We start from the raw sequence: 24,554 nt of genomic DNA on the forward strand, positions 1-24,554 counted from the left end.
GTCGCAGGTCCTGGCTTCGAACCAACTCTTTACCTCTCGATCCCCATTCCTTCTTCAACTCCCTTTCCAATCCTTTTTACTTTGGCCAACCCCTGATTTAATGCTGGCGCCTTTAGCAGCTCCCCTTGTTTCACCGTCTTACCATCCAAATCAAAGAAATTGATTTTGCCATAACGCACTGCCGTTTCCACAAATACCTTCACCTGCTCACCGCCCTTTTCTACTGTCACAATGGGTCGATTGCCGTGCCTTAAAGAAAGCTCCAAATTCTCTACCTTTTTTGGATCCTCCAGGTCTTTAATCTTAAACTCATTTAAAGACCTCTTCAAATCAAACCCATAATTCGGATCCATGAACTGCCGCGTCGTAAAGTTATTGTACCTATCCCTTGGTTTACCTATATCTAATATCATCCAGGCTTTATACTGATGGCCATCCCTGCTCAGCAGGTCATCCCGATAAACTGCTCTCCCCTGCATCAAATTTACCGCCTGTTCAGCGGTATAACCCTTTCCATGATCTACCCAAAAGGTCTGAGGAATTGGTGGCGCATAAAAAGTCTGCTGAAAATCTTTGGTCAGATAATTCACCTTACCCTCTTCCATCATCACCAGGGGTGTTTTGTGAGCTACATCCTTGCCGATAGCCAGTTCACAATTACCCGTATGGCGCTTAAACAAAGTGATGGCCTCGACCATATTTTCCAACTTTTTAAACTGATTTCTTCCATCAGCATCTTTAGTAATCAATAGATACTTTTGCCCTTGTTCCAAAGGAGTCCCCTTATGAAGGTAAGCCTCAAATCGGTTCATGTAATAATATTCACTATTACTAGACTGTTTAAAATACAAAGTCAAATTCACTTGTCCTTTCCCACCCAGGAAACGCTCATCCAGCGCGAAATTTGGTATATTATTCCTCATTTGTTCTTCCATCAAAGTGGTTATTTTATCTCCAAATCCCAAAGCTTTCATTTCCAGTTTTAGGGCTTCCAAATTATTTAAATTCATACGCTTAACCGTTTTAAAATTTGATATTATTGAATTTATTTTCTCTATGAGCTGTTATGAGTCTGGCCTTTTGGAGTAAGCCCAAGAAAACTCACATACGCTACAGGCAATCATTTTTCAGGTTTATTATTTTTTAGTAGTACGCGTTGACCTGCCTTCAGTTTCACCTTAATCCGTCTGACTTTCTTACTCAGCAGTGATTTAGCGGCATCCAGCCCAACTCCAGCCACCTGTGTAGTTAAACTCTGATCAAAGCCTGACAAGCCCATACCTCGAGCGGCATTATCTATCCCTCCGTTCAAGCTCTCGGTAATCATGGCCCCGGGAGCATAGATTCCTGGCATTCCATCCAATGCATAGACAGACAAATCCACTGGGATAATAGAAGTCCCTACACGTATATTTTTGATATCCAGCAGGAGCCGTTGATTGATAATCCGGCAAGTGCCAAAAATAAAATGCCCTTTGGCTATATTTTGATGATTTAAGGTAATCGAATCTAAAATCCGAAGTTTAATCGTCGCCCCCTGAACCACCTTTTGCTGATCTACAATTTCCGCAGGAATTGCCCTAAACAAACTATCAGGACTGGAAACAAGCTTTTCTTTATATCGCTGCTGCACCAGTTCAGGGTGCTGAATATCCAAAATGCTTTGCAGCATCCCATTGAGTTGATGCATCTCCGGATCTTCGGCTTTATTTTCCTGCATGGTCCTCATCAGCCCTTCCAGCCGATCTACATCATTTTTGATGGAAGTAGTTTGGCTGGATTGCTGAACAGATTTAACCTGTTCAGCGGGTAATTTCTCTGTTTTTTCCAGTTCCCGATTCAAAGCCTCCAATTTTAAATTGATTTGCTCGGCAGGGTCCTCCTGTTTAACCTCCCCAAATCCTAAGCGATGAGTCATCACTCCCAACCTATTGCCGTCACTTACAGAACTGTCCCGATCTAACTGTGCATAATACCCCATTTTATCTACTGGTTCAGTTTTTTTAAAGCTTGCATTCGGCAAATTCGTATTGATTCCTTTTGCAGCCAGCTGCTGGCCTTTCTCCTTATGATTTCTACCTCCACCCATCGCATAAAATGCCAAGGCTAAAAAAGGCAGTACCAATAGCGGAAGTAACAACAATACTTTTCGTTTGTCTTTTGATCTTTTAGTCATCATAGTTTTATCTTATCAGGTCATTATTCTATTTCATTTAAATTGTTTCTCCCAGCAAGAGCGAAGCGACGGTCTATTAATTTAGAAAGGCTGAAAACAGCAAATACAGCAGGTAACTACCAAAAACACCGCAAAACAGCACCAACAGTAATCGCTTAGTTCTTATCTCTAAATTTTCCGCTTTTTCATTCAACCAATCGGCCAAGCGTCTTTGCCGGCGAAGCACCCACAGGGCGATTCGGTGAGCCAGAGGGTTAGCTAAGCCGCCAAGATTCCTATTTTTAAAAGCTCGTTTCATCTTAAGGTTTAATTAGGTCCTGGTTTGAAATCGTTTCCCATTTCAAGATCAAGAAGCCATGGGGATTATTGTCTGAACGGGATACATTACGCAAATAACCTTGGGTGACGAGCTTTCGAAGTACTGTAGAGCTCGAACGAATCAATTTCTGTGTGGCATAACATCGGAAGTAAAAAGGATATTGGTTTAAGTCCAGCTGTGTGCTGTCTATCTGGATTTCCTGGGAAATATTACCGGCTATTAAATTGCTGTAAAACCCCTGCTCTTTCAGGTTATCATAAGCCTTTTTGGCACTCTGATCAGCCAGATTCAAAGCCCCAGCAATGTTTCGCTGGATCACCTTTTCATCTGGATCCAGGGTGAAAAAATAATGGTGGAACATTTTTACATGATCCCGAATTTCTACCCCTATGTTGTCTTTACGTTCAGCTGCAAAAGCCTCTATTGCTTTTCCATTGGCCAGAATATAAATCCTGTTCTCCGCTGCTTTGATCCCTTCATAGCTTTTATAAATCGCAAATCCAGAAAGCCCTACGCAAAACATCATCAAAAAAACACTGAACCTTTTGATATGGCTAAAAGCCGTATCAATGTTTTTAAATTGTGTAAACATCCTTTAAGTTTTAGAATTACCAGATAATTTGTCTTTGAAATAATCATTACCCATAGCTGTCGCCATACCCTGAGAAGTGGAAGATTTCCCATCCCCCAAAGCATCCTGCATCATTCCCATACCTGCCCCTGACGTCGCTCCTGCAACAGCGCCAGCGCCAACACTGACCATCGTATTGACCTTGCTTAACATTGAATTCCCGCCACCAGCATGCACCACATAATTCGCCACTGTAGGTACACAGAAGTACCCCACTATTCCAATAATCATAAAAATTAAATAAGCGATATCGGTACTACTAAAAAAAGTATCTCCCTGCTGGGCCACCTCAGAAATATCCAAACGGATCATTTGCTGCTGAATCTTGCCTAGGATCGTACCGAAGATATTGGCAATCGGAAGCCATAAAAAGATGTTGATGTACCGTGCAATCCAAACGGTTAGCGTATGTTGCAACCCATCATAGACCGAAAAACCCAATACAAGTGGCCCCAGGATAGCCAGTACAATCAAGAAAAATGTCCTTAAGGTATTGATGCACAAAGCAGCAGACTGATAGACTACTTGTAAAACTTCCGACATAAACTGTTTAAAAGAATGTCTCATCTTATAATCCTGACGGTCCGCCCAAAACCTGATATCATTTCCGATCCCATCCAACCATCCCTCATCCTCAGGTGCATTCTTTGGATGGGTATATTTATACCACTGCTCTCGGTTTCCGCTCCCATCCTCTCCTACATAGAGCTTATACTTTACCGACTTTTTCAGCTCCAGTTCCTTTTGATCCAAGAGCGCTTTGATCGCCTGATCTGAATCTTTAACCATACTTGCCGTCGCCGAAACACTTAACCCAAGCACTCCATTAAAAACTGCTATTACTACAGGGAAAAGCACGATGGTCAGCCCAAGAGCAAAGGGCCGTAATAAAGGATAAAAATCAATCGCTTCTGCCGACGCCATCTGACGCCATACCCTACTTGCAATGTACCATAGGGCCCCAAACCCGGCGATTGCACGACCAGCAGCAATCAGCCCAGAACAAAGGGGCAGCATTTCTGCATATACCTTTTCCAGCACCGACTGCAAACCTCCAATCTGCCCCGCTAGCCCTTGTGCCTGAGAAATACCGGGCATAAACATGACCATAACCACCGTTAATGTGGCCATTAAAAATTTACATTTCATGATTTTAAAGGATTAATTAATGTTGTAAAAGCTTCTGGAATCGCGGATCTGCTGTTTTTCCTTGTCACGGTAAGCGCTGAGTAGATTGGCTTGTGCATTGAAAGACCGCAAGAACATCAGTTTGTCTTCTGTATCCGCAAAGATCCGATCAATAGCTTGCAACCGCTGCTCATCACTCATTCTTAATGTCGAAGAAGTCGTCACCATGACCAGTGCGTCCAGGTTATTTAAATTATGGTCAAAGAGCTGTTGGTATACTTTAGCCAAATAATCCAGTTCAGAAAGGTTAAAATTCCCGGCCGATCGAAATCGGTCATAAGCCAACTTGTACTCCGTTACCATTTTCTTTTGATAGGTAATGATATCTGCAACACGTCTATACTTTTTAACCTCAGGGCTGACCAGCAGCAAACCATCCATAAAGACTTCATGCAAAGAGAAATTACCCTTCGAAATATTTTTAATGGCATCGTAACCACCCGATATGACTGAAAAACCTTTTTTCATATCTGTGAGGATATTCTTAAGCTGACTTAGTTTTTCTACATTCAGCAGCAATTGTTGCACTTCCGTAGACTGTGCTTTTACTAAACCGGAAAATAAAAACAGTATTTGAAAAGTAGTACCAAAAATTAAGATTTTAATTGAGTTCATAGCTCTTTCTTAAATGGTGAATAGATTCTTGTTCTTCCTTATTTCCCTGGATCACCAACCAGACCTGTTTACTGAAATCCAGGACAAAAGCATATTTCTCTCCCAAAGATTGACGAATCCTCTGGACTCTAAAAATCCGCTCATCATCACTCATTTCCAACTTTCCAGAAGTCATAATCGTTATTAGTTCGTCCAAATCCGATCGGCACTGGTCCATTACCTGAGCCTTTACCTCAAGGACATACACCCTGTTCCCTGCTGACAAATCACCCATAGGAATCCCATCAAAAGCCTGATCCATGGAACGTAGCAAAGCCGTCAACTCCTCTATCTTAACATGAGCCCTAACTGAGGGGCTTACCTGCTTTAATGAAGAAATAAGAGCTGTATGTAACCTGAATTCGCCACCTGTAAAGTTTTGTACTACTCCAAGTCCAGATCCCACAATTTCATAACCCTTTTTAGCATAGCCCGCGTATACCTGTAAAGCAGTGATCTGTTGAAGCAGATAAAGCTTTTGCGTTTTTTTCTGTTTAAAAAACTCCGCAAAGGTTTGCCCCTTCGCCGAAAAAGAGAACATCAGTACTACCAGCATCCAGTATCCTTTATTGCGCAACACCATAAACCTCTTTTAAATTGGCGACCTCGTCCAGGGATTTAGCCCTGCTCAAACTCATCTGGATATTCCCGGTATTGAATTTTTTCAGGTCCGAAAAATTAATGTCCATTTGATCCGCAGCAGTATTAATGATCTCGAGTCTTGCCGCGTCACTCATTTGGATCTTAAAAGAATTCACCACCAAAAGGAGCTGATCTAAATTTTTAATGCTCTCATCCAAAATCCCTGCATATACCTTTTCCATATAACTCAACTCTTCAGGGGGAAAATGCTGATCCTGCTGGAACAGCTTCCAAGCCCATTTGTACTCGTCCACAATGGCCATTTGCTTTGTCGTTAGTTCTTTAATCCGTTTATAATAAGTGATAGCAGATTTGATCTCCCATAATTCCTGATAATAATTGCTGTACAAATCCTTTTGTCGTGCGGTCCAGTCTGCAATCTCTCCCAACTTTAGCTTAGACAACTGGTTCTCCAATACCTTTTGGGCATTTTGCAACCAAATCGTTTCATTCTGTAAGCGTTGGATCTTTAAGTCTACCGCTTTAATAACCTTTTTTACCCCCGCCTTGATCACTTCCAAAACTGCTACCTGTGCGCTTGCCCCCGTAGGCAAAGCGACAAATAACATCATGGTACTGATCGGCAAAACCACCATGTATTTTTTCATCATCTTATGCATTAGATTTTTAACACTTTTCATCAGCCCCAATGGACTTTTAAATAGATTCCAGAATTTCATCTGATTAGAAATTTGTTTGAAATAAATTAGCTGTAGCCTGATTTATGATTAGCTACTCGTTTTTCGTTCCTTACTTCTGATTTCTTCCGCTAAGACAGAAATCCCCTTTTGTATGCTTCCATATTTATTGGCATAAGCCTGAATCCGAACCTTCTCCCTTTCCTCAGTGGTATAGGCTAAGTATTCCTCCAGGGAAACTTCGGTACGGTATACCTTACTGTGACCGCCAAGAGAAATAAAGACTTCCTTATACTTGCGATTGGGTTCATTGACTTTGTTCATCGAAAGAATCAATGACTTATCTTTCTCAGTGAGCCCTAAAAGCTCCTGGAGCTGATCAAACTTGTTTTGATACTTACTTTGGTCCAACAGAATCTTACAATCGCTGTTATTAATGATCGCATTTTTGACAATCGGGGAGCTGATAATGTCATCAATCTCCTGGGTCACTACAATGGGTTCCCCAAAAAATTTGCGCATTGTTTTAAACAGGTACTTAATATGCTCTGCCATCCCTGGCTTGGCAATGGACTTCCAGACTTCCTCTAATAGCAAAATCTTCCGAATCCCCTTTAGCTTGCGCATCTTACTGATGACTAATTCCATGATAATCAAAGTGACTACCGGAAATAAAATCGGGTGATCCTTTAGTACGTCAATTTCAAAGACAATGAACCGCCTGTGCAGCAAATCCAAATTCTCCCTCGCATTCAGTAGGTAATCAAATTCACCACCTCGATAATAAGGATTTAACACATACAGAAAATTCCCGATATCAAAATCTTGTTCCTTCACCCGGCCATTTTCCAGCACTACAAGGTATTCCGACTTCAAAAAATCATAGAAGCTATTGAAACATGGAAAGATATCCGGGTGCTGATCCAAATGCTCAAAATACAGCGTCAAAGCCATAGAAATCGCCACATATTCAGACCTGCGATAGGGCTCATCATCCTTTTTCCAAAGTGCCAGCAACAAGGTTTTGATGCTCTCCTTTTTTTCGGTATCCAATGCATCCCCATCAGGCAAATAAAAAGGATTGAATTTAATGGGGTCACTTTCGGTATAGGTGAAATAATATCCCCCAACCAAATCACAAAGGCCTTTATAGCTATGGCCAATATCCACGATCACTACGTCAGTTCCCTGCTCGTAATATGACCTAATCAGGTGATTGGTTAAAAAAGATTTTCCTGACCCACTGGGCCCACAGATAAACTTAGACCGATTGGTAATCCAGCCTTTTTCCCAGGGCTCATCTGAAATGTCTACATGTACCGGCCTCCCCGTTAAACGGTCCCCCAGGCGGATCCCAAAAGGACTGATGCTACTGCCATAATTGCTTTCCAGATTAAAAAAGCAGGTCGCTTGTTCCAAAAACGTATCGAAGGTGTCGTTCATCGGAAAGTCAGCCTGATTCCCAGGAAGCCCAGCAAACCAAATTTGTGCTGCCCCATCGGTCTCCTGCTTACAAACCGCGCTCATCTGAGCCATTGCCGAACCTACTTTGTTTTTCAAATTTGCCACCTCAGCCTCACGATCAGACCAGGCGAACACATTGAAATGAGCTTTTACCGGTAATCTGCTATGAATCACTGCTTCATTTAAAAAGTCATTAACCGCATCCCTACTCACCGCATTTTCTCTGGAATAGCCTGACAAAGACTGCAAACGCAGTTTTTTTGCTTCCAAACGAGTGATGGTCTTCTCACTATTCTCAATAAATACATATTGATTCAGGATATGGTTACAGTTCAAAAGACTTCCTAAAGGACTCGCAAAGCCAATACTGAATTTGGTTCTATCAGTACTATACTGCTCATAATTCATCCGGCTTCCACAAAGTGGTGGCAATGCTGCTGCCTCAGCCAGAGTGTACAGCTCGCAGCTTTTTTCACCGACCTTAATCCCTTGTTTCAACTGAATATCGGCAAGCATACTCCGCTGATCATCTCCGAGTAAAAAGCAATACTTTTCGATGACTCCCGCCTTGTTTGAAGTACCAGCTAACTCATCATCAGTCAAACGAATCAAGGACACAAAACCACTGTCAATAAGAATACGTTCCAGCTGGCCGGCACTGTCCAAAAAATCTTTTAACAATACCGGATTAATGGTCTGAGCAGGGACAATAGATTTACGCAGCACATTGCTATACACCGAAGAAGAAAGCTTACGCCCTTGAGGTTTCTTAGTTAAGAAGAGGTAACAGCTATGGTCAAGACATTCCCTTTCATTAAAAAACCGTTCACTGGACCGCGAGAGAAAACCAGTCCCAGAATTGTTAAAATCCGCTTTAAAACTTCCCTTGGTAAACCAATCCTGCTTGTGAAAAATACTATACTTCGGTAGTAGTTTAATGGCCTTTACCCAGCTTTGGTGATAAGCCTCATACTCCTGATCTGAAAGTGTAAAAATCTCTGGAAGTCCTAGCCGATAACCAATGGTGATATCTCCTTGCATAGAAACGATGCAACCCTTTTCTACTTTAGAAAGGGGCAATATAGCAGAAGCCTCTACCATCTTCCCCCTCCTTTCAACCGAATAAATATCCCCCTATTTCTAAACTTCAAAGTGCGAGGTACACTCCGCCTTGCCCAATATTTTTTAAGCCCATGTTCCCCAAACCGATGACTCAAGCGGAACACCATAAAAAACAAACCAGCTCCAAGGCCCAGAATTAAGGGCAAAACCAACATCAAACCAACCCCGCAGATATACAGTATGGCAAATAAAATGAGCAGTAGCACCAGCCCAATCGCTAAATAAGCGATGTACTGCGCCTTTAGCCCTTTAAAGACAATAGGCTTGGAAACCCCTCTGTTAATTGTATATACGCTGCCCATACTAAATTCCAAAAAAGGATTTCAACACAGTAGCTACCACTACCAAAAATATACAACTGCCAAACCAGGCCGCAGCCACCTTATTGGTATCCGGCTCTCCAGCATTCCACTTATTGAATACTTTCACCGCCCCGATGATACCGATGACTGCACCAATGGCATACATCAAGTCACACCCTGTATCAAAGTATCCTTTAACTTTATTGGTCGCTTCCCGTATCCCAGCCTCTCCATCCTGAGCGAATAGATTTAAGGAAAACAAAAGATGGCAACAGCAAATTACTAAAGCGAAAAGTAAAGCTTTGCCAAAAGCCTTTTTGTGGCAAGTAAGTTTAGATGAATTCATGAGAAATAAATTGAGGTGAAAAATTTTAGCGCAAAGACATTTAATCCCAAAGAGATTCCAATTCATCATTTGAGAGATGAAAAGGCGCATGCTGGGTAATCCAGGTATTGATGGTATCGAGATTCGGATTTGAGGAGATCCTTGGAAAGCTGATCCTTAGCTCAGAGATCCGCTTAAAGAAATCTTGCTTGTTTCCATCTGAGGTCTCTATCCACTTAAAAATCTGCTTCAGTTCTTCCAATAGATCGGGAACCAAACCAACCTGATCCAGCAAATCACTTTCAGCTCCGGCAAAACTGAGCTCAGCGATCCCCATTTCATGAACTCCTTCTGGAAGCTTTGATTTTCCCATCAAATCATCTGCATGATCAGCTGAGCCCTTATGTTTCTGCTGAAGAACAGACTCCAGAGCAACACCAGTTGGAAATCGCTTACCTACTAAAAAAGCACAGAACTGCTCACGGTAAAAAATCAGAATTATCCCTAAGTACCAGATCGCGGTCAGTACTCCCATCACAAGAATAAAATCCCGCCAAGAAAATTGTTCTAACATATCAGTTTAATTTATCCCGGTGCTGCATTGCACCGGGAACTGATACAAAGGTTCAAATGCGTCAAATTTTTCATTGACAATCCTCAAAGCAAGCACTAACGATTGTTAATCCCCTTGGCTTAATCCTGCTGAGAATCTTGTTTTTTTAGCGGAGGATGATAAGCATCCCCATCATCAATTCGTTTATGAATTGCCTCACGCATTTGATCTAAAAAACGGGTTTTACTCATGCTTTTACGTCGTTTAATCTCAGTAAAACGCCTGAAATATCGACTGAGGTTAACCTGGAAACATTGCTCAAACACATCCATTAAATCTGAGAGATCTACCTCTCCATTATTCACCTGGGCGGTATCATGAATCCCATAAATCAGCTCAATCAAATTACAGCTATCCCCGGTCCAACGGGTAATGATTCCTTTACGACTCTTGAGTCCAGTCCCAGAAACGACGCTCTCAGGTGATTGTACCAGTTCCACCAAATGCTGCTGAAGCAGCTCATAGGCCATAAACTTAGACACCAAATAATCCTGACTGGTCCCAAAACTGGCATCTACCTCAGGAAGTTCAGCACTAAGCAAGCCCTCCAACTTTGCCCCACGAATGAAATAAAACTGATCCAGTTCCTTGGCCTTAAACTTATAATACTGGTAATGAAATTCATGCAAACGAAAGAAGCGCTCAATAAAGCGAAGTTGGCTCATATAATATTCCTTCAGCTCCTCATTGGCTGCAACAGGGCTTGTACTATCAATGGCAATCAACTCCACATAAAATATTTTCCAGCGGTAGAACCTTGGCTTTTGAGTTTTAAAAAACCAAATCTCCTGTGCAGGGCTAAACTCTTGTGAAAGATTCCAATGTTTTAAAGAGGAAAGGTGTCTTACCACCACATCAAGATTAGAAATAAACAATTCCCTTCCAGGACTTTGCGATTGCTCATTGGACTTCAAATCATCCATCATTTGCTGATACATTTTTTCGATCAATTTTTCCATAGCATATTATTTAAGTTTCTAAATCAATATTAGAAGCTTCGCTAAGCCAAGACGTTGATCCAAATCACAAAAACAACACAAAAAGATCCGTCGCAAAAAAGTGCCCGACACAAAATGTCAGCTATAGAAAAACAAAATGAATACGGGCACAACATATTGATTATTTATCTGTTATATAAGTTGTATCGCCAGTCTATATTTTGGTTTAAAGTTTAGCTTGTTTGATCTCGATCCTACAGAAAGTAACTCCTATGGATATTGATTTCATGCTAACTACTTTGGGGTTTATTACCCCATTATCTCAGCAATTGCAAGAACGTTTTACCGCACAAATTCAACAAGAGACCATAAGAAAAAGAACCATTTTACTTCGCCAAGGAGAAACCTGCAGGCGCATTTATTTTATAAAAGAGGGTTTCGCCAGGTGCTATTTTCTTGACAAACAAGGGAAAGAATGCACTACATGGTTTTTTAATGAGGGTGATTTCATGATTTCAGTACATAGTTTCTATACCCAGAAACCCGCTTACGAAAACATAGAAATATTGGAAGATTGCATCTTGCAATCTATCAGCTGGTTACAGATTCAAGCGATTTATGCAGATACCCGGGAGGGCAATCACATTGGAAGAGTCATGAGTGAACGTTACCAAATACAAAGCGAAGAAAGATTTATTTTACATAGGGACTCTAATCCCACAGAACGGTACAAACTTCTGTTAGAACACTATCCTGGAATAGAACAAAAAACCACTCAGACCAATATTGCCTCGTACCTTGGCATCAGCAGAGAAACACTTTGCAGACTAAAAGGAAAAAAGTTAAGGTGTGATATAAATCAAAAAAACTCCTTTTAAAATATCAAACCAGTATTTAGATTACTACTAAAACTCAGAAAATGCTTAAAAATTGATCAAAGTGACTTAGATTTAAAATCTAACCAAAACCCATCTGATAAAGTTACCTCAAAAGTGCTTGCAAAAAAATCATCTGGTTTGATAAAAGGAGTTATACTTGATACAATAGGATAAGCTTTGATACCAATGCTTGAACCACCTGTATTTTGAATAGATGACCGTGAAAAGATTAAATTATACTTCATCATCATGATCAATGTAGATTCTAACAAGGACAAGATCTTACTCTCATCAATAATGTTATCTGCATTTAAGCTAGTTAGTACTACCAGGGCTTCATTATATCCAGGAGAATTATTAAAAGTATCATAAGGTTGATTTAAAACATTATGATTAACTGAAGCAAAATCTGCCAGCTCTTTAATAGTAAATTTGAAAATTTTTAAATCTGACCTAATAAAAAACAGAAGAATTTCAATCGCCAATGCTTTTTTCTTATCATCATTTTCAGGAAAGTTCTTTATTCCACCTATAACTTCGGTAATAAAATCCATACTAAAAATCTAAAAGTATCATTGGTTTAATATCTAATCCTTTCGCCAATGAAAAAATAGTTGTAAGTGCCAAATCCACCTGCCCCTTTGATATTCTTTGGACATTACTATACTCAAGATCAGATCTTATAGCCAATTGTCTTAAAGATGGTTTACAATCATTCTTAAGACCGTGCTCTTCTAATAAACTCAATAGGTGTTCTCCAAATTTAATTTTCACCTCTTCTTTCCATTCCATTGCGGAATTTCCGACTAATAGAAAAACTAAATGACGTATGAACATACATCATTTAGTTTTTTTTATTATATTTGTTATCAGATGTTTATACGTTTTTCTGTATAAATATTTAGGAGTCTCGCACAAAAACCGCCAGTTAGACCGCGAGAGGACAAGTGAATTTGCCCAAACCTGAAGGTATATTTTTTATCTTTGAGGTATCTTATATATTTAAGGTTGGGCTTCACTTAAGTCTTTTGTGGTCAACTTTGACCCTCGTGCAGGGTTAAAGGGGTTCCTGGCGGTACCTTGTGCAAAAGCAGTGAAGTCTAACCTTATTTTTTTAATAAGGCAGTTGTATTGCTTTTTTAAGACTCATTTAAAAAAATCTAATTTAAATGAGATATGAAAACTAACCCATTCCCCTATCGCAACATTCAGATGTTGATCATAAAAGCACCGGTATAAACCTACCTTATTCCAGGCGGGCAATACTTCTGTCGGTTAAACGATATCAGTAATTTCTCAAATTGCCCGCCCTGGTATTCTTTTAAAATCTAAATAACCATTTAAATCATTTAACATGAAAAAAACGATACTATTAATCGTAATGGCCACGCTTTGCACCTTTTTTTGTGCAAAAGTGCAAACCATCTATCACCTATCGGGAATAATTAAGGATGAAAATGGCCTACCCCTTCCTGGTGCTACTATCAAAATAAAGGAAACTAGTATAAAGGTATCATCGGACAAAAATGGAAAATTTACAATTTCTGCACCTTCAACAAAAGTAACCTTACAAATAAGTTTTCTCGGTTATCAGCCTAAAGACATAACACTTACAAAGGCCTCTATTTCCCTTGAAATACAATTAAAACCAGATCAAAATTCACTAAATGAAATTCAGGTCATTGGTTATGGTACAACCACCAAACGATTGAATACAGGCAGTGTTTCTACCATTACTGCTAAACAAATAGAGGAACAGCCTGTTACCAATGTTCTTTCCGCATTATCTGGACGAATGCCTGGCGTATTTGTCCAAACCACCAATGGGCTCCCTGGTGGAAACATCAATATACAAATTAGAGGAACTGGTTCCATTGCCGCCGGCACAAACCCTTTATATATAGTAGATGGTGTTCCTTTTGAATCTTCAATAATTGATCCTAACTCATTAATTGGAACCGGAAATATGTCAGGAGCAATTAACCCGTTAAACAGTATCAATCCTGCAGATATTGAAAGTATTAGTGTACTTAAAGATGCTGATGCAACGGCAATTTATGGAAGCAGGGGCGCTAATGGAGTAGTTTTAATTACCACAAAAAAAGGTAGTGGAGAAATAACGAAAACCAATATCAGCCTAAGTAGAGGCATAAACCAGTCTACGAACCTTACTAAACTATTAAACCTTCAAGACTATCTTCAAATCAGAAGAGAAGCCTTTACCAATACCAATCAAACTCCTACGATAACCAATGCACCTGACCTTTTGCTATGGGATCAAAACCAAGACATCAACTGGCCGGATTATTTATTCGGAAACAACGCGGAAAATACAGATTTACAGGCAAGTTTAACAGGCGGCTCTGAGCGTACGACTTTTAATACCTCAGTAAATTATCATCAAGAAAGTAATGTAATTTCTGATTTAGCAAGATACACTCGAGGTGGATTGCATTTTAACCTTAACCATCGTTCGGCTGATCAAAAATTCCAGCTGCAACTCACCAACTCAATTATTCTTGACAATAATAGAAGTCCAAATCTTCAGGGGGCTAGTTCTGGTTTACTATTACCTCCCAATTTCCCATTAATAAATACATCAGGAAATTATCAATGGCGCGGCACTAATCCCTTAGCAGAAATGAATGCTACTACTACAGCTAAAACGGACAACATCATCACCAATATTAACCTTAGTTATGAATTGTTTAATAATCTGAACTTTAAACTGAGTACCGGATATAGTAAAATCAACACCAATCAGGTACAGCTTTTTCCGATGCGATCTCTTTCTCCCGGATCGACAAACTATACCCAGTATGGACAAAATTCAAACCAAGCATACCTTGTAGAACCACAGGTTAACTATCAAAAGAAAATTAACAATAGCCAGCTAAGTGTGCTTTTGGGAGGAACATATCAGGAAAAATCAGGTAGGGATTTGTTTTTAAGAAGCAGTGATTATAGTAATGAAGAGTTGATGGAAGACATTGCATCTGCTGCAACAGTTGACATCAGATCCAACAATAATACCAATTATAAATACCTCTCTATATTTGGACGGGCGACCTACAACCTCAACAGTAAATATATTTTAAACCTCACTTTTAGACGTGATGGCTCATCTAAATTTGGCGACGGAAACCGCTTTGGAAACTTTGGTGCTATCGGCGCAGCATGGCTGTTTGGAGAAGAACAATTCCTAAAAGACCGTCTTGGCTTCTTAAGTTTCGGAAAACTGAGGTCAAGTTATGGAACTACAGGAAACGACCAAATTACAGACTACCAATACTTATCAACCTATTCCAGCCAAGGTTATACCTATGAAGGTATCTCTACTTTGAATCCATCTCGTATCCATAATGCAAATTTTCATTGGGAAACCACGAGAAAGTTAGAATTTGCTCTAGAAACAGGTTTTTTGAAAAATAGAATCTTATTCAACCTCAACTACTACAGAAACCGCAGTGTAGACCAATTGGTACAATATAACCTACCAGTAATCACTGGTTTTGCATCCTACCAGGCGAATCTTCCAGCAATCGTTCAAAATACAGGATGGGAACTAGAACTTACAACAGTTAATCTCCAAAACCACAACATCAAATGGAGTAGCACCTTTAATCTCACTATTCCCAAAAACAAATTAGTTAGTTTCCAAAACATTGAGGACTCCGGCTATGCACAAACGTTGGTTGTTGGCTATGACATTACCAGAATTTATGGATATCAATTCTTAGGTATAAATCCTCAAACAGGCAACGCCAGTTATGGCGATCAGACTGGCCTCTCTAGTCAATCACCTTATTATTTTAATACCATAGGTAAACGCACTCCAGATTTCTACGGTGGTTTAGGCAATTCCATAACTTACCACAATTTTTCAATAGACTTATTTTTCCAGTTTGCAAAGCAAATGTTATCCGGTGGACTCCGGTCCTCACCTGGTCTTTTAATCAATAATTATGCTTTTATAAAGGAAAGGTGGCAACAGCCTGGTGACATCACCAATGTACCTAAGGCTAGTACCATTTTTGATTCATATTACGCCAACTCGTCTGCAAATTATTTTGATTCTTCATACCTAAGATTAAAAAATGCAGCCATTAATTACAGGTTTCCGACCGAGCTGACATCAAAAATGAAGTTACAAACGCTCAACCTATTTTTAAGGGGGCAAAACCTAATTACGTTCTGGAACAATAATAATCCCCTGATGGATCCAGAATCCGGAGCACTATCAGCAACCCAAAGGAACATCCCTCCTATAAAATCCCTTGTCATCGGTTTTAACCTTACATTTTAAATTACAAAATCATGAACCTTAAACTTGTCATCCATCAAACCCTAATCGGCATCACCATATTGATTTTTTTTTCCTGTTCAAAGCTAACCGATGTGGAATCCCCTAAAAACCAGCTGACCACAGATAAAGTCTTTGCAGACACAAATGGTGTAAAGGCAGCCTTATTTAACATTTATGTAAAACTTGAAAATCTTCAAGATCCAGTCTGCAACCAGTTCCTGTCTATTTATGCTGATGAATCTGTAAGTCTAAACAACCAGAATTGGAACCAAAGCAGGATTTCGGCAGACGATGGATTTAATCAGAACAACTGGACATACTTATACTCTATCATTTATCAATGTAATATGATTCTGGAACAAACCACAATCAGCTCCCAACTTACTGGGGAATTCAAAACTAAAATACAAGGTGAAGCCCGGTTTTTAAGAGCTTATGCTTACTTTTTTCTGGTTAATTTGTACGGGAAAGTCCCATTGCTATTAACAACGTCTTTAGATGAAAACGGAAAAGCACCTCAACAAGACTCTGATGTCATTTATACCCAAATTATAAATGACTTAGTTGGAGCCAGAGAACAACTTCCTTCGAGCTATCAGAGCACAGGAAAATTCAGAGCAAACAAGGCTTGTGCCACAGCACTTCTTGCCAGGATATATCTATATCAGAGCAATTGGACGATGGCTGAAAGCCTTGCGAACGAGTTAATTAATAGTAACATTTACACCCCGCTTGAAAGTCCTGTAAATGTGTTCAAGGCAAACAGTAAAGAAAGTATATTGCAACTATCTACCCAAAAGGGCTATATCACAGCTATTAAGGGGATAATCCCATCTACTTCAACCGAAATACCCGGCCTATTTTTTACTGATAATTTTTATAATTCTTTTGAAACTGGAGATTTAAGAAAAATCAACTGGACAAAGGCAAATACAGTCATTAATAACAACTCGACCATCGTATACGGCTATCCCTATAAATATCAAAATAGCACCGTAAATATCAGCAATCCAGAAAATCTAATCGTTCTCCGTATTGCTGAACAATATCTCATACGTGCAGAAGCAAGAGCCCGGCAAAATAAAATCAGTGGTCAAAATAGTGCTACAGATGATATTAACATCCTAAGGAAACGAGCAGGACTTTCAGAAATCAACCCAATCGGGTTAGATGAGACCCTAAAGGCGATCTATACGGAACGCAGACATGAAATGTTCTTTGAAAACGGAGATCGATTTTTAGACCTAAAACGCACCGGAAATTTACAGCATATAATGACATCCCTAAAACCGACATGGATAATCTCCGCTGCTCTATTGCCTATTCCAATTAAAGAAATCACTTACAATGCTAATCTCATACAAAATGATGGCTATTAAATTTATATCAAGGACCATGATCCTGGAAAAGATCTTTTTACTGGCTGCAATTTGTAGCTTATCTTTTTCTATAAGAGCACAATCTCATCCCGAAGTCCAATTGAATGATACCCTTCCAGATATACCCATACAATTCCTGATTCAACCAGAACAGAGCCCCTTAACAACATCAATGCTAATTAAAAAGGGAGGCCTCATTATAAATTTTTGGGCAACATGGTGTAAACCCTGCGTGAAGGAATTAGAATTTTTGGCCACACAGGCCAATAAACACAAGGATAGCCTTAGTATCCTGTCCATCAGCTATGAAGACAAAACAACAGTACAAAAATTTTTAGATAACCATAAGAATATCGCACGTTCTTCTCTAAAAATCGTAACTGATGATAAGCTATTTTCACAGCTATTCTTCCACCAGGCCTTACCTCATAATGTATGGATCAATAGACAGGGCGTTGTTAAGGCTATAACAGGTGGTGAAAGTATCACAGAGGCTAACCTAATTTATTTTTTGAATGATAAGATAAAAGTAATGGACTTCAAAAAGGAAATTCCTTTTGATCAGTTGAAACCATTACAAGTTCCAGACTCCTTACTTGGATTCAGATCTATCTTTGTGAAAAAATTAGAAGGTGTTGAAATGAGTGGAACGGTAATTAGCCCTGGAAAACTTGGAAGGCCAAATATGAAACGCTATTTCGAATTCAACTCACTCATTAAAGACATGATTTATAATGCCTACCAAATGCCAGGCCTAATATCAAATGACTATCTAATGGAAATAATAACCAATGATTCTTCTAAGTACTTTTGGCCCGGAGAAAAAAAGAATATTCAGACTTACAAGGGGGAATCTTTAGCTAGTTGGCAAAAGAACAATCAATATACTTATGAGCTTAGAACTGCAAACCGATTGACCGATTCAATTTTCAGTAAACACGTAATCAGTGACCTGGAACTAAACCTTGGTATTCATACAAGGAAAGTGTTGAAAAAGCGTAATTGTTGGGTAGTCACATATGACGTTAAATCCAACAAAATCAAAAAAGCAGATAAAGATTCTCCCTATCGGATGGGTATAATAGACAACAAACTTCTCATTTCAAATGTACCTTTAGACTATCTCCTGAACTGGATCGTTAGCGCAACATTTAGAACTCCAAGGAAAGAGCCATACCTTAACAAAACCAAAATAAATTATTCAATTACTGCAGAAGTTGATCTTGGAGATGATCCCTCTCTTTATCCCCAACAGCAACATATTGAAAGTTGTTTAAGTAAACAACTCGGACTAAAGTTTAAGCTTAAAAATGCAAAATATCCCATCATACAGATCATAGACCTATAAAAGAAAGCCCCGGAATTGGTAAACCGGGGCCTTTCGTTAATTAAATCTGATAGTTTGAACATCCAGTGGATCGTCCACATTCGTTCCTGTAGCACAAACAGCCTTACTGCCTGAACAGCCATAATGAAGTTGAGCCTGCGGGATGGTCCCGGTAAACGAATTACTTCCTGTCCAACTGTACATTGGATCTAGAGTGCTTGAAGTGTTTGCCGCTTTTGTAGCGAAGGCTCCTCCAACACCAGCAACTATTGCCAGTGCAAGGAAAGTTGACTTTAAACTTTTCATAAACGTTTAACATTTAATAAATAATTGACTTTTATGATCTACTCACGCTTCCGGACGCGCTGAATATTCGATTTTTGATGGTTGTTCCATTTTCTTTTTGCGTGCTAATCTTAGTCCCAAATAGGCTACTGCAATAAAAAACGCATTGAAAAACAAATGACCTTTCCAACTCAACATGCTGACAATTCCACCGCAGGTACATGGTAAATGAAGGCCCGAAACGAGCATGCCTAAAATGTATACTTCAAATACCGTAAGTAAAATAATTGATCCTATAAATCCTGCTTTTCTTACTTTAGGAAAAAGTAAGAATCCAACTAGAATGATCTCCAACAATGGGACAATCCAGGCTAAAAAAGGTGCAAGAATCCCCATCAGACTTAAAGGAGACAGCTTCATTTGGAATATAAATTTATCATACTCTAAAAGCTTGCTAACTGCTGTATAGGCAAATAACAGTATTAATAATGCAGCACAGATTTCGGTGAATGTTTTTGATTTCATAGCAGATGATTTACTTCATCTAATTTCAGCACCACACCAATCATAAAGCCCCACAATTGTTGGCAGATCACCGACCTAATGAATTTCCTCTAATTATGAATTATATCTATTAAAGCCATCATCCTTAATTCCTAGAAAATTTGCAATGTCTTTATGTCGAGCAATATTAAACAGTGATTTATGTTCATCATAAAACTTCAGGTATTTTACCTTAGCTGAAAGCGATTGCAAATCCTTCAAATGTGTTAAGCGCAAATGATCATAATAGTGCCTAATGGACTCCACCAATGGCCATACCTCTGGAAAGGTATCACGGAGTAAGATAAAATCCTCATAATCCATTTCAATTAGCCGACACTCTTCTATAAGTTCCACCGCTGATTCAGCGGGCTGTTGACTAAAGAAACCTGGATACGCGAAAATAAAATCTTCTTTAAACCAGAACCAACTGGTCATTTCGTTACCATTTTCCAGATCAACCCCAATTTCGCGTGCATGCCCCTCACAAATAAACCAAACTTGATCTCCTTTTTTACCCTTCTGTAATAAGATTTCCCCTTTAAGGCCATCATGTTCTTTCAAAAATGGCCTTAATGCATTTACAAGTCCTGCACTTAATGGATAAAAAGAGGCTAAGCGCTCCAACAATAACGTAAAAACTGAATTAGAAATCATAGCAATCTCCTTTCCATTGATGGACCATTTAATCCCAGGCCCTCTCTTCTAGCAAAACTAAAAAAGGAAGCTCAATCACTTCCTTTTTTGTATCGATCCAGAATTGGAATAAAGAACGCGGATTGAAATGATCGGTTAATAAATCAATAATTTCTCATGTCCAATATATCCCACGTGCCAGACAATACCTTCTTTATTACACCAGGTAAATAAAGACCGTGATGTAAGCGGTTTTGACTTACATCAGTGCAAGCAACAGCGTTCCATCTTTCTCCTACTATAAGTCCAGTTGCATCTTATGTAAGCCCTGCTCCTTTTCATGTAATTAGTTTTTGGTCAGTAAAAACTACTGCTAGTTTCCCTTAAACAAAAACAGCAAATGAAGCTAACCATTCATAACCAAGGTCTTTTTAGAACACCGAAATTCTCCTTGGAAGCTGAATTAGCGGATCACTGGGCACCATTAAAAACGGCCATTCAACATGCTTCACCTAGCTTTTATCAGCAGATAAAAGATTTGCAAGCCATAGACCTGGATCAAATTCCATTTAATCTTTATTGCAGCATTTGGAAGTATTTCAATAGGTCAAAATACAGAGGAACACCATATGGGAGCTTTGCCGGTGTGGGAACATTTAATTTCCAGCAAAACCAAAATGGCCCCATTATTTTAGCGCCGCAGCAAAAACTTCATGAGTTTACGGACTGGGCTTATTCAGTTCAAGTTTCTATACCAATAAACGACACTGGGTGGGATCAATTGCTTTTTGTCAGTAATTCCAGTATTTATGCTATAGGTAGCGAAATCCGATACCTCTGCTTTAACGATGGGATGTATAGTCTCAAAGAAGTAAAAAGAAATTCTACTTTAATGGCTTTACTTCGTGCATGCAAGCAGCCCATAAAACTTCCTGCATTAATTCACAAGCTCAAGTCACAGGGATACAAACCCAATCACCTGAAAGAAAACCTTCTGGAATTAATCTCTCTTGGTTTACTTTTCACCAGCAATCATCCCAATATCGTTGGTCAGGACTATTTCAAACGTATTCAAAGTCACCCAGAAAAAAGCACAAAAAAATATGTTCTAGCTGGGCGAAAGGTACGGCATGGTGGGCCAGACATTCAGCTTTTCAAAGAATTACCGAAAGCAATACACTGTCTAAGACATTTGGTCAACAATCCCAAAAACCCAGCTTTAGCCGCTTTCATTCATAAATTCTATCATAAATTTGAATACGCAGAAATTCCAATTATGGAAGCATTAGATCCTGAAATCGGGATTGGCTACCATAATTTAGAACAGACACTTGAAGAAACTGACTCAAGCTTGCTATTGGTATTTAAGGATAAAAACTTCTCTTCAGAAGTGTTCCTAAAGAAAACCTTATGGCAGTATGCCAATTCCAATACTAATAAGCCAACTATCATTCAGCTTGAACAGTTCAAATTACCAGAAAGTAAAGATTTACTTCCCGTCCCCAATTCACTCAGTGCGATAATGACCATATCTGAAGATTTACTACATATTGAATCCATAGGCGGCTGTACGGCTAACGCCTTGCTAGGCCGTTTTACACTCCTAGATAAACAAATAAAAAAAACTTGTAAATCAATAGCCAAAATCGAAGAGCAAGCTAATCCCAACGTACTTTTTTTTGATGTGGCATATACAGCTGAAAAACACATAGATAATATCAATCGCAGAAAAAGAATCTATCATCACCAGCTTAGCATTCTAAATTATGACACTTCCCAATGCCCATTAGAACTCAGCGATCTTTATTTGTGTGTGCATCAAGATGAGCTTATTCTACGTTCCAAAAACCTTAACAGAAGATTAATCCCTAGAATATCCAGTGCTTATAATTATAACCGGTCAGACCTTCCTATTTTCCGTCTGTTATGTGACCTGCAACATCAGGGTGTACAATCAGATCTAAATTTGGACCTGCAAGGAATCATTCCGGATTGTTCCAGTTACCCTAGAGTTCAATACCGGAACATTGTACTCAGTCCCGCCAAATGGAAAATTGAACTTGACAAAATTGGAGATCCAATGCTCCACATTGATCTTCTTCTACTCCATTTCAAAGAAAGATCAATACCTCGTTATTTTAGATACGCACAGGCTGACCAAACGCTCGTTTTTGATATTCAGCAACAAACTGACCTTAGGATCTTTCAACAATTGCTCAAGAAACACAAAACCCTATATATCGAAGAAGCATTCGCACCCAAAAAGAATTTCCTCCAGGATAGCCTACAAAAAAATTTCCTGGGGCAAATTCAATTATCGCTCACCCATCCCCAGGAACTCTATCCAAATCTAAAACCCCATTACAATTTCCATTCAAAAAAAACAGCTTTGATTTCTCCCGGAGGAAAATGGATTTATTTTGAAATATATTGTCATCCGCAACGGAGTGACATCCTACTTCAGTACCTAATCCCAACTTTTTTAAAAAAGCATTATAGAAAAATAAAGAAGTGGTTTTTCATACGGTATACAGAAAATGGGCATCATCTCAGGTTAAGACTCCACCTCAAAAACAAAAAACACGCCTATAACTTAATTTCTGCATTATCACTTGCATTAAAAGAGGACCTAAAGACCGGAACAGTATCTGATATTCGTTTAAGAACGTATAAAAAAGAAACCAGCAGATATGGAGAAAAGCACATTGGAAACGTAGAGCATCACTTTTTTAAGGATAGTCAATTTGCACTTTCTATTTTAAAACTGAATTTAACTGCATTCGAGAAGTACAAACTCTGTTCAGCGTTCATATACACCATCAAAGAATCAAATCTCATCAATGAACAGGACTTAAAAACACTCATACTGGGTAATTCAAACAGTCTTACCGCCGAACATCAGCTCAGCGGGAAAGAGTTTGGAACCTTAAATAAAAATCATAAAACCTACTCCTCTGTCGATATGCCCAAACTGACAGGCTTACAACTGAATGAATTTAACATCCTTAAAGGCTCTTTTATTTCAATTTTAACGCTTTACAGACCAATCGACCGAATTCAACTACTGACCGATTTAATTCATATGCAATTGAATAGATTATTTTCAACAAATCCAAGGATGAAAGAGATGATTTTTTATTATTATTTATCCAAAGACCTTCAAAAAAATCATATAAAGCAACCCAAAACGACTATTGAATAAGTGATTGAATCATACGGCAAATATTTTTTATTAAATTACAGAAAATTACTTGCTTATGAAATCTACCATCAAATGTGTTATCATCGATGATGATCAATTTGCCATCGATATTTTAATAGACCATATTCAGGAAATATCAGAGCTGGAAATTCAATCCACTTTTACCGATCCTATTTTGGCACTCACCACTATACTGCAACACCAGGAGTCTATAGACATTTTATTTTTAGATGTTGATATGCCTAAATTATCCGGAATAGATTTAGCTGAAAATATCCGAAAAAAGGTGAAAAACATCATTTTCACCACAGCTTTTTCGGACTATGCGATAAAAGCTTTTGACCTTAGAGCCAAACATTACTTGCTTAAACCTATTGAGCTTTCCAAATTCATAGAAGCCATCAGAGAAATCATTTCCGATGATTTCCAGCCCAGGGAATCAAAAATGAGCGACAATGAATCCTACTACCTAAGAACCGGAGAAAGAGGTAAACTAACCAGAGTAGATAAAAATGAGATTATCTATATCCAGGCTGCGATGAATTATGTAGATCTTCAAACAAAGGACAAGCGGTATACCATCTATATGACGATGAAGGAAATGGAAGAAGTTTTAAAAGATGATGACCGATTCTTCAGGGTGCATAAATCCTATATCATTAATACAGATTACATCAGTCAAATTCGGGGCAACACCATAGAATTAGGTAAATACCAGGCACTAATGACCAATCCATATAAAGGTGATTTCCTGAGCTACATTGATCAAAAAACCCTGATCTCCAAAAGAATTTAATTCGGCTATGGCTTTGCCATACCATCTGAGCTTTTAAAGATCCTTGATCCTCCAGATACAATAGTTAAACTACTAATTGTTGGATCGATAACCAAGATATCATCCTTGATGGCTGATCTAAAAACAAATGCCGTTTTTCTTTTCGATTTAATTTGGCTTAATTTCTTCATATCTGAAAATTAGCCACTCT

At 38.9% G+C, this 24,554-nt stretch carries 25 protein-coding genes; 6 read left to right on the forward strand and 19 right to left on the reverse strand.

Annotated elements, in window-relative coordinates; translation table 11 throughout:
• Window positions 1-29: 29 nt before the first annotated feature.
• From OQX61_RS02030 to OQX61_RS02090, 13 genes are all read right to left on the reverse strand, one after another.
• Window positions 30-1,010 (reverse strand): hypothetical protein, encoded by a 981-nt coding sequence (locus OQX61_RS02030; protein WP_265839976.1) that lies wholly within the window; start codon window positions 1,008-1,010, stop codon window positions 30-32.
• A gap of 110 nt (window positions 1,011-1,120) precedes the next feature.
• Window positions 1,121-2,179, reverse strand: a complete 1,059-nt coding sequence (gene traM, locus OQX61_RS02035) for a conjugative transposon protein TraM (RefSeq protein ID WP_265839977.1) — start codon at window positions 2,177-2,179, stop codon at window positions 1,121-1,123.
• A gap of 73 nt (window positions 2,180-2,252) precedes the next feature.
• A complete protein-coding gene (locus OQX61_RS02040; protein ID WP_265839978.1) occupies window positions 2,253-2,474 on the reverse strand; it encodes a hypothetical protein in 222 nt (73 codons plus the stop codon).
• Between the two features lies 1 nt (window position 2,475).
• Complete coding sequence (gene traK / locus OQX61_RS02045) at window positions 2,476-3,087, reverse strand: conjugative transposon protein TraK (RefSeq protein ID WP_265839979.1); 612 nt, start codon at window positions 3,085-3,087, stop codon at window positions 2,476-2,478.
• Window positions 3,088-3,090: 3 nt separating this feature from the next.
• Window positions 3,091-4,275 carry a conjugative transposon protein TraJ gene (traJ, locus tag OQX61_RS02050; RefSeq protein WP_265839980.1) on the reverse strand — a complete coding sequence of 395 codons (1,185 nt, stop codon included), beginning with the start codon at window positions 4,273-4,275 and terminating at the stop codon, window positions 3,091-3,093.
• Between the two features lie 12 nt (window positions 4,276-4,287).
• Complete coding sequence (locus tag OQX61_RS02055; RefSeq protein ID WP_265839981.1) at window positions 4,288-4,929, reverse strand: TerB family tellurite resistance protein; 642 nt, start codon at window positions 4,927-4,929, stop codon at window positions 4,288-4,290.
• Window positions 4,916-5,551 (reverse strand): hypothetical protein, encoded by a 636-nt coding sequence (locus OQX61_RS02060; RefSeq protein ID WP_265839983.1) that lies wholly within the window; start codon window positions 5,549-5,551, stop codon window positions 4,916-4,918. Before OQX61_RS02060 ends, OQX61_RS02055 begins: the two co-directional genes overlap by 14 nt.
• Window positions 5,535-6,251, reverse strand: a complete 717-nt coding sequence (locus OQX61_RS02065) for a conjugal transfer protein TraI (RefSeq protein WP_265840315.1) — start codon at window positions 6,249-6,251, stop codon at window positions 5,535-5,537. Before OQX61_RS02065 ends, OQX61_RS02060 begins: the two co-directional genes overlap by 17 nt.
• A gap of 87 nt (window positions 6,252-6,338) precedes the next feature.
• A complete protein-coding gene (locus OQX61_RS02070; RefSeq protein WP_265839984.1) occupies window positions 6,339-8,813 on the reverse strand; it encodes a TraG family conjugative transposon ATPase in 2,475 nt (824 codons plus the stop codon).
• A complete protein-coding gene (locus OQX61_RS24305) occupies window positions 8,807-9,136 on the reverse strand; it encodes a DUF4133 domain-containing protein (RefSeq protein ID WP_187666662.1) in 330 nt (109 codons plus the stop codon). Before OQX61_RS24305 ends, OQX61_RS02070 begins: the two co-directional genes overlap by 7 nt.
• A gap of 1 nt (window position 9,137) precedes the next feature.
• Entirely contained in the window at window positions 9,138-9,482 is a 345-nt protein-coding gene (locus tag OQX61_RS02080; RefSeq protein ID WP_082461470.1) for a DUF4134 domain-containing protein, read from the reverse strand.
• 40 nt (window positions 9,483-9,522) lie between these two features.
• Window positions 9,523-10,035: a hypothetical protein gene (locus tag OQX61_RS02085; protein ID WP_265839985.1), complete on the reverse strand. Its 513-nt coding sequence runs from the start codon at window positions 10,033-10,035 to the stop codon at window positions 9,523-9,525.
• A 119-nt stretch (window positions 10,036-10,154) separates the two neighbouring features.
• Window positions 10,155-11,033, reverse strand: a complete 879-nt coding sequence (locus OQX61_RS02090) for an RteC domain-containing protein (RefSeq protein ID WP_265839986.1) — start codon at window positions 11,031-11,033, stop codon at window positions 10,155-10,157.
• A 251-nt stretch (window positions 11,034-11,284) separates the two neighbouring features.
• Here OQX61_RS02090 and OQX61_RS02095 point away from each other — a divergent pair, with 251 nt between their 5' ends.
• Window positions 11,285-11,890 (forward strand): Crp/Fnr family transcriptional regulator, encoded by a 606-nt coding sequence (locus OQX61_RS02095; protein ID WP_265839987.1) that lies wholly within the window; start codon window positions 11,285-11,287, stop codon window positions 11,888-11,890.
• Window positions 11,891-11,946: 56 nt separating this feature from the next.
• On the opposite strand, the gene OQX61_RS02100 is transcribed toward OQX61_RS02095, so the two are convergent.
• A complete protein-coding gene (locus OQX61_RS02100) occupies window positions 11,947-12,444 on the reverse strand; it encodes a hypothetical protein (protein WP_265839989.1) in 498 nt (165 codons plus the stop codon).
• Between the two features lies 1 nt (window position 12,445).
• Window positions 12,446-12,682, reverse strand: coding sequence for an XRE family transcriptional regulator (locus OQX61_RS02105; RefSeq protein WP_187666716.1), 237 nt, complete (start codon window positions 12,680-12,682; stop codon window positions 12,446-12,448).
• 562 nt (window positions 12,683-13,244) lie between these two features.
• On the opposite strand from OQX61_RS02105, the gene OQX61_RS02110 reads away from it, so the two are divergent.
• Genes OQX61_RS02110 through OQX61_RS02120 form a run of 3 tightly spaced genes read left to right on the forward strand, consistent with a single transcriptional unit; the run spans window position 13,245 to window position 18,923 of the window.
• Complete coding sequence (locus OQX61_RS02110) at window positions 13,245-16,196, forward strand: SusC/RagA family TonB-linked outer membrane protein (protein ID WP_265839990.1); 2,952 nt, start codon at window positions 13,245-13,247, stop codon at window positions 16,194-16,196.
• Between the two features lie 11 nt (window positions 16,197-16,207).
• A complete protein-coding gene (locus OQX61_RS02115; RefSeq protein ID WP_265839991.1) occupies window positions 16,208-17,575 on the forward strand; it encodes a RagB/SusD family nutrient uptake outer membrane protein in 1,368 nt (455 codons plus the stop codon).
• A complete protein-coding gene (locus OQX61_RS02120; protein WP_265839992.1) occupies window positions 17,562-18,923 on the forward strand; it encodes a TlpA disulfide reductase family protein in 1,362 nt (453 codons plus the stop codon). The genes OQX61_RS02115 and OQX61_RS02120 overlap by 14 nt, the downstream gene beginning before the upstream one ends.
• 36 nt (window positions 18,924-18,959) lie before the next feature.
• On the opposite strand, the gene OQX61_RS02125 is transcribed toward OQX61_RS02120, so the two are convergent.
• The 3 genes from OQX61_RS02125 to OQX61_RS02135 all read right to left on the reverse strand — a co-directional run bounded on the left by OQX61_RS02125 (window position 18,960) and on the right by OQX61_RS02135 (window position 20,387).
• On the reverse strand, window positions 18,960-19,208 hold the full coding sequence (locus OQX61_RS02125; RefSeq protein WP_157262275.1) for a DUF6520 family protein: 249 nt from the start codon (window positions 19,206-19,208) through the stop codon (window positions 18,960-18,962).
• A gap of 42 nt (window positions 19,209-19,250) precedes the next feature.
• Window positions 19,251-19,712: a MauE/DoxX family redox-associated membrane protein gene (locus tag OQX61_RS02130; RefSeq protein ID WP_265839993.1), complete on the reverse strand. Its 462-nt coding sequence runs from the start codon at window positions 19,710-19,712 to the stop codon at window positions 19,251-19,253.
• Window positions 19,713-19,805: 93 nt separating this feature from the next.
• Window positions 19,806-20,387: a Crp/Fnr family transcriptional regulator gene (locus OQX61_RS02135; RefSeq protein WP_265839994.1), complete on the reverse strand. Its 582-nt coding sequence runs from the start codon at window positions 20,385-20,387 to the stop codon at window positions 19,806-19,808.
• Between the two features lie 379 nt (window positions 20,388-20,766).
• Between OQX61_RS02135 and OQX61_RS02140 the strand changes: the two genes are divergently transcribed.
• Together OQX61_RS02140 and OQX61_RS02145 are read left to right on the forward strand one after the other, a co-directional pair.
• Complete coding sequence (locus OQX61_RS02140) at window positions 20,767-23,568, forward strand: lantibiotic dehydratase (RefSeq protein WP_265839995.1); 2,802 nt, start codon at window positions 20,767-20,769, stop codon at window positions 23,566-23,568.
• 55 nt (window positions 23,569-23,623) lie between these two features.
• Window positions 23,624-24,364, forward strand: coding sequence for a LytTR family DNA-binding domain-containing protein (locus OQX61_RS02145; protein WP_265839996.1), 741 nt, complete (start codon window positions 23,624-23,626; stop codon window positions 24,362-24,364).
• 5 nt (window positions 24,365-24,369) lie between these two features.
• Here the strand turns inward: OQX61_RS02145 and OQX61_RS02150 are convergent, their stop codons facing one another.
• The gene (locus tag OQX61_RS02150) at window positions 24,370-24,534 is read right to left on the reverse strand and encodes a hypothetical protein (protein WP_265839997.1); all 165 of its coding nucleotides are present in this window, start codon (window positions 24,532-24,534) and stop codon (window positions 24,370-24,372) included.
• Window positions 24,535-24,554 lie beyond the last annotated feature (20 nt).

This window comes from Pedobacter sp. PLR (assembly GCF_026239675.1).
Taxonomy (GTDB): domain Bacteria; phylum Bacteroidota; class Bacteroidia; order Sphingobacteriales; family Sphingobacteriaceae; genus Pedobacter.